This is a genomic window from Pseudomonas sp. Ag1 (assembly GCF_000278565.1).
GTDB lineage: Bacteria > Pseudomonadota > Gammaproteobacteria > Pseudomonadales > Pseudomonadaceae > Aquipseudomonas.
This window is the reverse complement of sequence record NZ_AKVH01000095.1, coordinates 62,816-77,208: the sequence shown is the minus strand read 5'-3', so window position 1 is coordinate 77,208 and position 14,393 is coordinate 62,816. Positions and strand designations below refer to the sequence as shown.

Sequence of the window (14,393 nt, the reverse complement as noted above, 5' to 3'; positions counted from 1 at the left end):
AGCAAGTTTCAGGGCGCTCAGGAAGAGGTTACACACCATGGCAAACCCCTACGCCGAGCTGTTCCAGGCGCCAGGTTCCAGGGCTTTTGTATTGGCGGGCATGCTCGCCCGCATGCCGATCTCCATGACCGGGATCGGCTTGATCACCATGCTGTCGAAAGTGCACGGCGGTTACGGTTTGGCCGGTGCGGTGACCGCTACCTTCGCCCTGGCCACCGCGTTTTGCGCGCCCCAGGTCTCACGGTTGGTGGACCGTTATGGCCAGGGCCGGGTGTTGCCGGTGGCCGCGTCCATCGGCGGCGGCGCGCTGTTGCTGCTGTTGCTCTGCACCCGGGTGCAGGCGCCAACGTGGACGCTGTTCGTCTTTGCCGCCCTGGCCGGTTGCATGCCCAACATGTCGGCCATGGTGCGGGCGCGCTGGACCGAGCTGTATCGCGGCCAGCCCAAACTGCAAACGGCGTTTGCCCTGGAGTCGGTGCTCGACGAGGTGGTGTTCATCATTGGCCCGCCGGTCTCGGTGGGTCTGTGCGTGCTGCTGTTCCCCGAAGCGGGGCCGTTGATTGCCGCGCTGTTTCTGGCAGTGGGCGTGACCGCCTTTGTGCTGCAACGCCAGACCGAGCCACCGGTGCATGAACATCACGCCGAGCACGGCCGTTGGCTGATCGCCTCGCCCTCGGTGTTGATCCTGATGGTGCTGTTGATGGCCATGGGCATCATCGTTGGGGTGGTGGATGTGGTCAGTGTCGCGTTCGCCCAGCATCAGGGCCAGCCCGCCGCGGCGAGCATTGTATTGTCGGTATACGCCATCGGTTCGTGTCTGGCCGGGCTGGCGTTCGGTGCGCTCAAGTTGAAAGCACCGCTGCCGCGCCAGTTCTTGTACTGCGGCGTGGCCACCGCCGTGACCACGTTGCCGTTGTTGCTGGTGACGAATATTCCGGGGTTGGCGGCCGCGATCTTCATCTCCGGCCTGTTCTTCGCCCCGACCCTGATCGTGTCCATGGCCCTGGTGGAACAAATCGTTCCGCCCAGCCGCTTGACCGAAGGCATGACCTGGCTGATCACCGGCCTGAGCATCGGCGTGGCCATTGGTGCTGCCAGCTCCGGCTGGATGATCGACCGCTTCGGCGCACCCAGCGGGTTCTGGGTGGCGCTGGCGGCGGGTGCGGTGGTGCTTGGGGCGGCGGTGCTGGGGTATCGGCGGCTGGGGTGATTACCCGGTCACCAGTGCGCCGCGATGTTGCAGGAATTCGTTCAGCGCCTGGCGCGTGAGATCGTTCAACGTGACTTTTTGCCGGGTCGCGGCGAGGGCGGCGGCCAGGTGGAGGTCATGGCCGACACGGACGTTGAACGAACCCTTGCAGGGCTTTTCCGGTGCTTGCCCAAGGGCCTGGCAGGTCTCGATGTAGTCGTCCACGGCGGTGCAAAAGGCGGCGTCCAGTTCGGCGACGGTTTTGCCCTCGTAGCTGACCAGGGCCTTGATGAAAAGCAGCTTTCCGAACAGGCAGTTGTCTTCGATGCTGGCTTCGATGGAGCCGATGTAGCCTTTGTGTTTCAGCTGGTTGTTCACTGAATCAGTTCTCCTGATTTCAATTGTTCGATGATCTGGCGCCGAATGTAGTGTTTCAGTTCGTTGCCGGGGTGAGGCTTGTGCAGGGTGATCATTGCACTGGGGTCGCCTATGTCGAACCTGACCCGGCTACCCGCCCCTTCGATTTGCGTGTATCCCCGGCGCCGCAGCAGCGTGACGAGTTCGGGCCAGGTAAAGGCCGATTGCTCATTGAGCAGTTTGGCCAGCAGCTTTTCATTTTTCGACACGGCGATTCTGGCCTGCAACTAAATGTAGTTGCAATTGATGGGTTGCGTCAATGATAGGACAGCCGCGCCGAGCCTCTCGGTGTTTGATGTAACCCTTGATGACACCGTGGTCTGCGCCCCCAATCCCCGCTAATTTTTCCCTTCCGGATTCGTTTTATAGGGACGACGTGCCTTTGTGCTTCCTGCCTATTGCCCCGGATCCCAAGAAATGAACGCTGAAGACTCCTTGAAACTTGCTCGCCGGTTTATCGGGTTGCCCCTGGAAAAACGCCAGATGTTCCTCCAGGCGCTGCACAAGGAAGGGGTGGATTTTTCCCGGTTTCCGATCCCGGCAGGGGTGGAGGCCGAGGACCGGCAGGCGCTGTCCTATGCGCAGCAGCGGATGTGGTTTCTGTGGCAACTGGATCCGGCCAGTGGCGCCTATAACCTGCCCGGCGCGGTACGGCTCAAGGGCGCCTTGAGCCTGCCGGCGATCGAGCAGGCGTTCGCCAGCCTGGTGGCCCGCCATGAGACGTTGCGCACGGTGTTCCAGCGCCAGGCGGATGATCGTCTGTTGCAAGTGGCCGCACAGTCGCCGCTGGTGGTCGAACAGTTGGACTTCAGCGCCCTGGCACCCGCCGAGCGTGAGCAGGCGGTGATGCAGGCCGCTACCCGTCAGTCGCTGTTGCCCTTCGACCTGGCCAACGGCCCGCTGCTGCGGGTGCAATTGCTCAAGCTGGCCGAGCAGGAACACGTGCTGCTGCTGACCTTGCACCACATCGTGTCCGACGGCTGGTCGATGAACGTGCTGATCGACGAGTTCATTCGCTGCTACGACGCCCATGAGCGTCATGAGCTGCCGCCACTTGCGCCGCTTCCGATCCAGTACAGCGACTACGCCCTTTGGCAGCGCCGCTGGCTGGAGGCCGGCGAGCAGGCTCGTCAGCTGGAATACTGGCAGGCACGCCTGGGAGATGAGCACCCGGTACTGGAACTGCCCATCGACCATCCACGCCCGGCGATGCCCAGCTACCAGGGCACCCGGCATGACTTTGCGATTGATCCGGCGCTGGCTGCGCAGTTGCGCAGTTGCGCGCAAAAACACAATGTGACCTTGTTCATGTTGCTGCTCGGCGCGTTCAACGTGCTGCTGCATCGCTACACCGGGCAGGGCGACATTCGGGTTGGCGTGCCGATTGCCAACCGCAACCGCAGCGAAGTCGAAGGGCTGATCGGTTTCTTCGTCAATACCCAGGTGTTGCGCACCGAACTGACCGGGCAAACCCGCGTCGACGAATTGCTGCAAGGCATCAAGGAACACGCACTGGGCGCCCAGGCCCATCAGGAATTGCCGTTCGAACGCCTGGTAGAAGCCTTGAAAGTCGAGCGCAGCCTGAGCCACACGCCGCTGTTCCAGGTGATGTACAACCATCAGCCGCAAGTGGCGGACATCGCCGCGGTCAACACCGCCTCCGGGCTTGAACTGTCCCTGGTGCAATGGCAAGGCCGTACCACCCAGTTTGACCTGAGCCTGGACACCTACGAGAAGTCCGGCACCCTGCACGCCGCGCTGACCTATGCCAATGACCTGTTCGACGCCGCCACCATCGAGCGCATGGCCCGGCACTGGCTCAGCCTGTTGCAGGCGATGGTCGCCGATGGCAGCCAGCGCATCGGTGAACTGCCGATGCTCGCCGCCGCAGAGCAGCACGTGCTGGTGCATGACTGGAACCAGACGGCCGAAACGTACCCGACCGAACGTGGCATCCACCACCTGATCGAAGACCAGGTACAACGCACTCCGCATGCCGTTGCCCTGGTGTTCGGCGCGACGCAGTTGACCTACGCGCAGCTCGACGCGCGCGCCAACCAGTTGGCCCATGCCCTGCGCGAGCAGGGTGTTGGCCCGGACGTACTGGTGGGGATCTGCATCGAGCGCTCCATCGAAATGGTGGTCGGCCTGCTGGCGATTCTCAAGGCCGGCGGCGCCTACGTCCCGCTGGACCCTGAATACCCCCGCGAACGCCTGGCTTACATGATCGAAGACAGTGGCATCGGGCTGCTGCTCAGCCAGCAGAGCCTGCTGTCGACCTTGCCGGTCGACGGCATCCACGTCATCGCACTCGACCAGGCACAAGGCTGGCTCGACGATTACGGCCGCGAGCCTCTGGCCGTCAACGTGCACGCGCTGAACCTCGCCTATGTGATCTACACCTCCGGCTCCACCGGCAAGCCCAAGGGCGCAGGCAACAGCCATCGTGCGCTGGTCAACCGCCTGTGCTGGATGCAGCAGGCTTATGGCCTGGATGCCAGCGACGCAGTGTTGCAGAAAACCCCGTTCAGCTTTGACGTGTCGGTGTGGGAGTTCTTCTGGCCGTTGATGAGCGGCGCACGGCTGGTGGTCGCAGCACCCGGCGAGCATCGCGAGCCGGCTCGCCTGATCGAGACCATTGGTGAGCACGCTATCACCACGCTGCACTTCGTACCGTCGATGCTGCAGGCATTTATCCACGAGCCGGGCGTGCAGGCCTGCGCCAGCCTCAAGCGCATCGTATGCAGTGGCGAGGCGCTGGCGCTGGATGCGCAGTTGCAGGTGTTCGCCAAGCTTCCGGGCGCCGGGTTGTACAACCTCTACGGCCCGACGGAAGCGGCCATCGACGTCACCCATTGGACCTGCATCGACGAAGGTGCCGACAGTGTGCCCATCGGCCGCCCCATTGCCAATCTGGGAACCTACATCCTCGACGCGCAACTCAACCCTGTGCCGGCAGGCGTCAGCGGTGAGCTTTACCTCGGTGGCACCGGGCTGGCCCGCAGTTACCACCGCCGCGCGGCGCTCACCGCCGAGCGTTTTGTGCCGTGCCCGTTCAATGACGGTGCGCGGCTGTACCGGACCGGCGACCGGGTGCGCCAGCGCGCCGACGGTGTGATCGAATACCTCGGCCGCCTCGATCATCAGGTCAAGCTGCGCGGCCTGCGTATCGAGCTGGGTGAAATCGAGACCCGCCTGATGCAACACCCGCTGGTGCGCGAGGCCGTGGTGCTGGTGCAGGGGGGCAAACAGTTGGTTGCTTACCTGGTGCTGGAGGGAGGCGAGCCTGCCACGCCGTGGCAACCGGAGCTCAAGGCGTGGCTGTTGAACAGCCTGCCGGAATACATGGTGCCCACCCACCTGATGCCGCTGGTGAAATTGCCGGTGACCGCCAACGGCAAGCTCGACCGCAAGGCCTTGCCGTTGCCGGAAGCTGCGCCGCAGCAGGCGTTTGTGGCGCCACAGGATGCATTGCAAAAAGCCCTGGCGGCGATCTGGGAGGATGTGCTCGGTCTTGAGCGCGTAGGCCTGGAAGACAACTTCTTCGAGCTGGGCGGCGATTCGATCATCTCCATCCAGGTGGTCAGCCGTGCGCGGCAGGCCGGCATCCGCGTCAGCCCGCGTGACCTGTTCCAGTACCAGACCGTGCGCAGCCTGGCACTGGTCGCCACCCTCGATAAACGCTCGGCGGTGGATCAGGGGCCGGTGAGCGGTGATGCCGTGCTCGGGCCGATCCAGCAGCATTTCTTCAGCCGCGGGATGCCGGTGCGCGAACACTGGAACCAATCGCTGCTGCTGACTCCCCGTGAGGCCTTGAATGTGCAGTGGCTCGATACAGCGCTGACGCACATCATCAATCACCACGATGCCTTGCGCCTGCGTTTTACCGAAAGCACCGAGGGCTGGCAGCAAAAACACGATGCTCCAGTGGCCAGCGCTGATCTGTGGCTACGCGATGCCGAGTCGGGGGAACACCTGAATACCTTGTGCAACGAGGCGCAGCGCAGCCTTGACCTGCAAAACGGCCCGCTGTTGCGAGCCTTGCTGGTCACGCTGGCCGATGGCAGCCAGCGCCTGGCGCTGATCGTTCACCACCTGGTGGTCGACGGTGTGTCCTGGCGCGTATTACTGGAAGATCTGCAGCAGGCTTACGAACAATTGGCGGCAGGCGGCGGCATTGAGCTGCCGCCGAAAACCAGTGCATTCCAGGGCTGGACTGCGCGGCTCGAACAGCAAGTGCAGCGCTTCGATGAACAACTGATGTACTGGAAAACCCAGCATCAGGATGCGAAGGATCTGCCGTGCGACCGACCTGACGCCAGCCTGCAAAATGCGCAGGGTGAAAAAATCGAGTGGCGACTCGACGCCGCACGGACCCGTCAGTTGCTGCAACAGGCGCCCGCCGCGTACCGCACGCAGGTCAATGATCTGCTGCTCACCGCGTTGGCCCGCACCATCAGTCGCTGGAGCGGTCAGGCAGGCACGCTGATCGAGCTTGAAGGCCATGGCCGCGAAGACCTGTTCGATGACATCGACCTGAGTCGCACTGTGGGTTGGTTCACCAGCCTGTTCGCGGTCAACCTCACCGCCCGCGATGACCTCGACGGTTCGATCAAGTCGATCAAGGAGCAACTGCGCGCGGTGCCGGACAAAGGCCTGGGCTATGGCGTGCTGCGTCATCTGGCGTCCCCGGCAGTACGCGCCGAGCTGGCGGCACTGGCGCCACCGCGGATCACCTTCAACTACCTGGGCCAGTTCGACCGTCAGTTCGACGACGCGGCCTTGTTTGTGCCGTCTGCCGAAACCAGCGGTGTGGCACAGGATCTGGCGGCACCATTGGCCAACTGGCTGACGGTTGAAGGCCAGGTCTATGGCGGCGAACTGTCGATGAGCTGGGGCTTCAGCCGCGAGATGTTCGACAGCGCGACAGTGCAGCAACTGGTGGACCGCTATGCCAGCGAGCTGCATGCACTGATCGAACACTGCTGCACCTTGCCGGCCGCGCAAGCCACGCCATCGGACTTCCCGCTGGCGCGGGTGACCCAGGCGCAACTGGATGCGCTGCCGGTGCCGGCCGGTCAGCTCGACGATCTCTATCCGCTGTCGCCCATGCAGCAAGGGTTGCTGTTCCATACCCTGTACGAACAGGCGGCGGGTGAGTACATCAACCAGTTGCGCGTCGACGTGCAGGGTCTGGATCCCGAGCGTTTCCGCGCCGCTTGGCAGGCCACCGTCGATGCGCAAGACATCCTGCGCAGCGGTTTCGTCTGGCAGGGCGAGCTGGCGCAACCGCTGCAGATCGTGCACAAGCAGGTGCAACTGCCGTTCGCCACCCTGGATTGGCGGGCCCGCGACGATCAGCCGGCGGCCCTCGCGGCGCTGGCCGATGCCGAGCGAGCGCAAGGGTTTGACCTGGCCTGTGCGCCCCTGCTGCGCCTGGTACTGGTGCAGACCGGCAGTGACCAATGGCACCTGATTTACACCCATCACCACATCCTGATGGACGGCTGGAGCAACTCGCAGTTGCTCGGCGAAGTATTGCAGCGCTATAGCGGCCGCACACCGGCGAATGCCGGCGGCCGCTATCGCGACTACATCGCCTGGCTGCAACGTCAGGACGCCCAGTTGAGCCAGGACTTCTGGAGCGAACAACTGGCCGCGCTGCAAGCGCCGACCCGGCTGGCCCGCGCGGCCACCGCAGGCGCGCGCCAGAGCGGTCACGGCGACCATTACCTGACGCTGGACGAGCAACGCACCCAGGCGCTGGAAGCGTTTGCCCGCCAGCAGAAAATCACCGTCAACACCCTCGTGCAAGCCGCGTGGCTGCTGTTGCTGCAACGCTATACCGGACACGAAGCAGTCGCGTTCGGTGCGACCGTGGCCGGTCGTCCGGCGGACTTGCCGGGCATCGAGCAACAGGTCGGCCTGTTCATCAACACCCTCCCGGTGATCGGCGCACCGCGTCCCGATCAAAGCGTCGGCCAATGGTTGCAAACGGTGCAGGCGCAGAATCTCAGCCTGCGTGACTTCGAACACACGCCGCTGGCGGACATCCAACGTTGGGCCGGGCAGGGCGGTGAAGCGCTGTTCGACAATATCCTGGTGTTCGAAAACTATCCGGTAGCCCAGGCGCTGAGCCAGGCCGGGCAGGGGCTGGTGTTCGGCGATGTGGGTAACCTGGAGCAGACGCACTACGCGCTGAGCGTGGCGGTGACCCTTGGCCGGCAGCTGGCGTTGCATTACAGCTTCGACCGCGGCCAATTCGCGAGCGAGGTGGTCGAAGGCATCAGTGCGCATTTGCTGCAACTGCTTGAGCAGTTTGCCGAGTCGGCAGAACGCAACCTGGGTGAAATCGCCCTGGCAAGCCGCGACGAACAGGCCCGCCAGCAAGCGCAGAACCATCCACAGCCGTACCCGGTGGACATCGGCGTGCATCAGCGCATTGCTACCCTGGCGGCCGAGCGCCCGCAACGCACAGCGGTGATTTTCAACGATCGGCAGTTCAGCTACGGTGAAATCGACCAGCGCGCCAACCAACTGGCCCACGCGCTGATCGCCCGCGGCGTTGGCGCTGAAACCCGTGTGGGTGTGGCGTTGCCGCGCAGCGAGTCGGTAATTGTGGCGTTGCTGGCGGTGCTCAAGGCCGGCGGCGCTTATGTGCCGCTGGACACCCTCTACCCGCGCGAGCGCCTGGCCTACCTGATCGAGGATTCGGGGCTGGCGCTGCTGATCAGCGATTCGTCGGTGTCGGCGCAGCTGCCGGTTGCCGAATCGGTACCCTTGCTGGAGCTGGACCGTCTTGATCTGCGTGAGCAGTCGATCAAGGCACCCTCGGTGCAGCTCGACCCGCACAACCTTGCGTATGTGATCTACACCTCCGGCTCCACCGGCAATCCGAAAGGCGTCAGCGTTGCCCACGGTCCATTGGCCATGCATTGCCAGGCCATCGGCCAGCGCTATGAAATGCGCGACAGCGACTGTGAGTTCCACTTCATGTCGTTCGCCTTCGACGGTGCCCACGAGCGCTGGCTGACCAGCCTGACTCACGGGGCTTCGCTGCTGATTCGCGACGACACGCTGTGGACGCCGGAGCAGACCTACAACGCCATGATCGAACACGGCGTGACCGTGGTCGCGTTCCCGCCGGTGTACCTGCAACAACTGGCCGAACATGCCGAGCGCGTCGGCAATCCACCGAAGGTGCGCATCTATTGCTTTGGCGGTGACGCGGTGCCGAACGCCAGTTTCGAGCGGGTCAAGCGTGCGCTCGATCCGGACTACATCATCAACGGCTACGGCCCGACCGAAACCGTGGTCACCCCGCTGATCTGGAAGGCCGGTCGCGAGGTGCCGTGCGGTGCTGCCTACGCGCCGATCGGCAGCCGCATCGGTGACCGCAGCGCCTATGTGCTCGACACCGACCTGAACCTGTTGCCCCAAGGCATGGCCGGTGAGCTGTATCTGGGGGGCACCGGCCTGGCCCGTGGGTACCTCAACCGACCGGGGCTGACCGCCGAGCGTTTTGTCGCTGACCCGTTCAGCGCCGCTGGCGGCCTGCTTTACCGCACAGGCGACCTGGTGCGCCAGCGCGCCGACGGCACGTTCGACTATCTGGATCGTATCGACAATCAGGTGAAGATCCGCGGTTTCCGCATCGAGCTGGGTGAGGTCGAAGCGGCGCTGCAAGCCCTCCAGGGTGTGCGCGAAGCGGTGGTCGTGGCCCAGGAAGGCAGCGCCGGCAGCGGCAAGCGCCTGGTGGCTTACGTGGTCGGCGATTCAGCCCGTGCCGGTTTCAGCGAAGACCTGCGTGCGCAGCTCCAGGCTTCATTGCCGGCGCATATGGTGCCGGCGTATGTCTTGTCTCTGGAACGCATGCCGCTGACACCGAACGGCAAGCTGGATCGCAAGAACCTGCCCAAACCGGATGTCAGTCAACTGCAACAAGCCTACGTCGCTCCGCGCAACGCGCTGGAGCAGCAACTGGCGACGATCTGGCAAGACGTGCTCAAGCTTGGGCAGGTGGGTATCAGCGACAACTTCTTCGAACTGGGTGGCGATTCGATCATTTCGATCCAGGTGGTCAGCCGTGCGCGGCAGGCGGGGATTCGCTTCAGCCCCAAAGACCTGTTCCAGCACCAGAGCATCCAGGCGCTGGCCGTGGTCGCACAGGCCGGTGAGACGCTGCCGTCGATCGATCAGCGACCGGCAACCGGCACCACGGTGCTGTTGCCGATTCATCAACAATTCTTCGCTCAGGAAATTCCCGATCGTCACCACTGGAACCAGTCGGTGATGCTCAAGCCGGCGCAGGCACTGGATGCACACGCACTGGAGCAGGCGCTGGAGGCTTTGGTGGCGCATCACGACAGCTTGCGCCTGGATTTCGTCGAACGGGCTGACGGCTGGTCGGCACACTACCGTGACGTCGCGGCGCACACGGATCAAACGCTTCTATGGCCAGTGGAGGTCGCGGACCTCGCAGCCCTTGAGGCACTGGGTGACGAGGCCCAGCGCAGCCTGCAATTGAACGGTGGCTCGCTGATACGCGCGGTGCTGGCGAACCTGGCGGACGGCACTCAACGGCTGTTGCTGATTATCCATCACCTGGTGGTCGATGGCGTGTCGTGGCGGATTCTGTTCGAGGATCTGCAGAACGCCTACCGGCAAATCCTTTCAGGCGCAGGTGTGCAGTTGCCGGCCAGGACCAGTGCGGTCAAGGCCTGGGCGGCGGCATTGCAGGGCTACGCCACAACCCCTGCGCTGCAGGCCGAGCTGGGTTTCTGGCAACAACAGTTGCAGGGCGCTTCGCCAACCTTGCCGTATGACCGTCCGAACGGCGGGCAGCAACATGATCAGGCCCTGACCTTTCGTAGCAAGCTGGACCGGGCCCTGACCCGCCAGCTGTTGCAGGATGCGCCGGCGGCCTATCGCACCCAGGTCAACGACGTATTGCTGACCGCGCTGGCGCGGGTGATAACGCGCTGGACCGGTGACGACAATGCGTTGGTGTTGCTTGAGGGGCACGGTCGCGAAGACGTGTTCGAGCACATCGACCTGACCCGTACCGTGGGCTGGTTCACCAGCGTGTTCCCGGCGCGGCTGTCGCCGGTTGCGGATCTCGCTGGGTCGCTCAAGCAGATCAAGGAGCAGCTGCGGGCAATTCCGCATAGGGGCATCGGCTTCGGCGCACTGGCGTACCTGGGCGATGAACAGACACGGGAGTCTTTGCAAGCCTTGCCGCTACCGTGCCTGACCTTCAACTATCTCGGTCAGTTCGACGCCAGCTTCGATACCGCCGACGACGCCCTGTTTGTGCCGACCGGCGAATCCGGCGGTGAAGAAGTCAACCTGCAGGGGCCGCTCGGCAACCCGCTGGCGCTCAACAGCAAAGTCTTCGGTGGTGAACTGGACCTGAGCTGGACCTACAGCGGCGCGATGTTCGATGCCGCGACCATCCAGCGCCTGGCCGACGACTATGTGCAAGAACTGACGGCGCTGATCGGCCATTGCTGTGACAACGCCAACCGGGGAGTGACGCCGTCGGATTTCCCGTTGGCGCAACTGTCTCAGGCCCAACTCGATGCGCTGGTGCTCGAACCTCAAGGCATCGACGACATCTACCCGTTGTCACCGATGCAGCAGGGCATGCTGTTCCACACCTTGCTCGAACAGGGGAATGGCGATTACATCAACCAGATGCGCCTGGATATCGATGGCGTCGATCCGCAACGCTTCCGCGCGGCCTGGCAAGCCGTGGTGGATGCCCATGACATCCTGCGTACCGGGTTCATCTGGCAAGGCAATCTTGAACAACCGATGCAGGTGGTACAGCGTCAAGTGCAGGTGCCGTTCAGTGTGCTCGACTGGAGCGGTCACGCCGATCGGGATGCGGCACTGCAAACCCTTGCCGATGAAGAGCGCGCCCAAGGCCTGGACCTGAACTGCGCGCCCTTGATGCGCCTGGTACTGGTACGCACGGCAACTGATCGTCATCACCTGATCTACACCAACCATCACATCCTGATGGATGGCTGGAGCAGCGCGCAGTTGCTCGGCGAAGTGTTACAGCACTACAGCGCAGAAACCGTGGCACGACCCGTTGGCCGGTATCGTGATTACATCGCGTGGCTGAAGCGGCAGGACGCATCGCTCGGCGAAGCGTTCTGGAAGGAGCAGTTGCACGCCCTGGATGAACCGATTCGCCTGGCGCAGATGTTTGCCCGTCCGGCGCAGGCCATCGCCACCCACCTTTACGCTCACCACCACCTGCACCTCGATGAGCAGCAAACGCGCCGTCTGGGCGACTTTGCCCGAGAGGCGAAAGTCACCGTCAACACTGTGGTCCAGGCTGCGTGGCTGTTGCTGTTACAGCGTTACAGCGCAAAGTCCTGCGTCGCCTTCGGCGCAACAGTGTCGGGGCGCCCGGCGGACCTGGCAGGCGTCGAGCAACAGATTGGCCTGTTCATCAACACCTTGCCGGTCATTGCCAGCCCGCGCTCCGAGCAGAGCCTGGGGGATTGGCTGCACAGCGTCCAGGCGCAGAACCTGGCGTTGCGGGACTTCGAGCACACCGCGTTGTTCGATATCCAGCGCTGGGCGGGGCAGGGTGGTGAAGCGCTGTTCGACAACATCCTGGTGTTTGAGAACTATCCGATTTCAGAAGCCCTGGAGAAAGGTTCGCCTCAGGGTCTGCGCTTTGGTGCCGTGGGCAATCTGGAGCAAACCAACTACCCGCTGACCCTGCTGGTGGGCCTGGGCGCCGAGCTGACCGTGCAGTTCAGCTATCAATGTGCGAGCTTCACACCTGTGTCGGTGGAGCAGATCGGCGTGCACCTCAAGCGTCTTCTGCTGCAAATGAGCAGCGATGCCGCACGCCCACTGGGTGACCTCACGCTGTTGGACCCGAGTGAAACCCGCCAGCAATTGCAGGACTGGAACGCCACCGCAAGCGTCTACCCGGGCGAGCACTGCATTCATCGTCTGTTTGAGGCGCGGGCACGGCAGACGCCGGATGCCACGGCGCTGCTGTTTGCTGATCAGGCGCTGACCTACGCTCAACTCAATACCCAGGCCAATCGCCTGGCGCATCGTTTGATTGAACTCGGTGTCGGCGCTGACCAACCGGTGGGTATCGCCCTTGAGCGTGGGGTGGACATGATCGTCGGGCTGCTGGCGATCCTCAAGGCCGGTGGCGCCTACGTGCCGCTCGATCCGCACTATCCGGTGGATCGCCTGGCCCACATGATTGAAGACAGTGGGTTGCAGTTGCTTCTGACCCAGGCATCGTTGCTGCGCCAGTTGCCGATTCCGGCAGGGGTGCACACCGTCTTGGCGAGTGCAATGGATGAACCGGTCAGCCCTGAACAGGCGGCCAATCCGCAGGTGTCGGTGGACGGCGATAACCTGTGCTACGCCATTTATACCTCGGGCTCTACCGGCAAGCCCAAGGGTGTGATGGTACGCCATGGTGCCCTGGTGAATTTCGTTGCCAGCATGGCCCGCGAACCAGGCATCGAGGCAAGTGACCGCCTGCTGTCGCTGACCACCTTCTCGTTCGATATTTTCGGCCTGGAACTGTACGGCGCGCTGTTCAGCGGTGCGGCCGTGGTGCTGGTGGACAAACAGAGCGCCCACGACCCTGAAGCATTGCTGGGGATTATCGAACAGCAGCAGGTCAGTATCGTGCAGGCCACGCCATCGACGTGGCGCATGTTGCTTGAGCATCCCATGGCCGAGCGTCTTGCCGGACGCACATGCCTGTGTGGCGGCGAGGCATTGGCCGAGGACCTGGCCGAGCGCTTGCTGGCGGTCGCAGGCCCGGTCTGGAACCTCTATGGGCCCACGGAAACCACGATCTGGTCGGCGGCTTATCCACTGACCACAGACAAGCGCTTGCCTTACCTCGGCCGGCCGATTGCCAACACCTCGCTGTACATCGTCGGCGAGCACTTCGCGCCGAACCCTGTCGGGTTGATCGGTGAATTGCTGATTGGCGGTGATGGCCTGGCGCGCGGGTACCACGAGCGGCCGGCGCTCACCGCCGAACGCTTCCTCCCGGATCCATTTGGTAATGGCACACGGCTGTACCGTACCGGTGACCTTGCGCGACATCGCGTCGACGGTGTGATCGAGTACATCGGCCGGGCAGACCACCAGGTGAAAATTCGTGGCTTTCGCATCGAGTTGGGAGAGATCGAAGCGTGCCTGTTGGCGCAGGACGCGATCCGCGAGGCGGTGGTGGTGCCTCAGCAAGGGCCGGGTGGCACGCAGTTGGTGGCCTACCTGATTGCGGCCGGTACTGAGGCGGCCGAGGCGCAGTCGTTGGTGGCGCTGCGCGACGAGCTGAAGGCGCGGCTCGCCTGCGACCTGCCGGACTACATGATTCCGGCGCACTGGATGCTGCTTGAGCGCTTCCCGCTGACGCCCAACGGCAAGCTGGACCGCAAAGCCTTGCCGCTGCCCGACGCCAATCAGTTGCTGCGGGCCTATGTGGCGCCGCAAGGGGCGCTTGAGCAGAGCGTCGCACAGATCTGGCAAGAGGTGCTCAAGCTTGCGCGGGTAGGGCGCGACGACAACTTCTTTGAATTGGGCGGGCATTCCTTGCTGGCGACCCAAGCGACAGCCCGCCTGCAAATGGAGCAAGGCGCAGCCGTGCCCCTGGACCTTTTATTTCGAACCCCATCGCTGTCGGAGTACGCCGCGCAACTGGCGGTGCACCTGACACCTCACTCCAGCGAAGACTTGAGTGAGATGCATGATTTCCTGGCAGACCTGGAGACCCTTTGAA

At 63.5% G+C, this 14,393-nt stretch carries 4 protein-coding genes; 2 read left to right on the top strand and 2 right to left on the bottom strand.

Features of this window, described 5'->3' with window-relative positions:
- Positions 1–37 precede the first annotated feature (37 nt).
- A complete protein-coding gene (locus tag A462_RS18605) occupies positions 38–1,210 on the top strand; it encodes an MFS transporter (protein WP_008434520.1) in 1,173 nt (390 codons plus the stop codon).
- Here A462_RS18605 and A462_RS18610 read toward each other — a convergent pair whose 3' ends face one another.
- Entirely contained in the window at positions 1,211–1,567 is a 357-nt protein-coding gene (locus A462_RS18610; RefSeq protein ID WP_003208166.1) for a type II toxin-antitoxin system HicB family antitoxin, read from the bottom strand.
- The gene (locus A462_RS18615; RefSeq protein ID WP_003208165.1) at positions 1,564–1,815 is read right to left on the bottom strand and encodes a type II toxin-antitoxin system HicA family toxin; all 252 of its coding nucleotides are present in this window, start codon (positions 1,813–1,815) and stop codon (positions 1,564–1,566) included. The genes A462_RS18610 and A462_RS18615 overlap by 4 nt, the downstream gene beginning before the upstream one ends.
- 208 nt (positions 1,816–2,023) lie before the next feature.
- Between A462_RS18615 and A462_RS18620 the strand changes: the two genes are divergently transcribed.
- On the top strand, positions 2,024–14,392 hold the full coding sequence (locus A462_RS18620; RefSeq protein WP_008434516.1) for a non-ribosomal peptide synthase/polyketide synthase: 12,369 nt from the start codon (positions 2,024–2,026) through the stop codon (positions 14,390–14,392).
- Position 14,393 lies beyond the last annotated feature (1 nt).

What these genes read in the sequence shown, in the direction of transcription:
- A462_RS18605 (WP_008434520.1), top strand. Translation starts at nt 38, where the DNA reads ATGGCAAACCCCTACGCCGAGCTGTTCCAGGCGCCAGGTTCCAGGGCT.
- A462_RS18620 (WP_008434516.1), top strand. Translation starts at nt 2,024, where the DNA reads ATGAACGCTGAAGACTCCTTGAAACTTGCTCGCCGGTTTATCGGGTTG.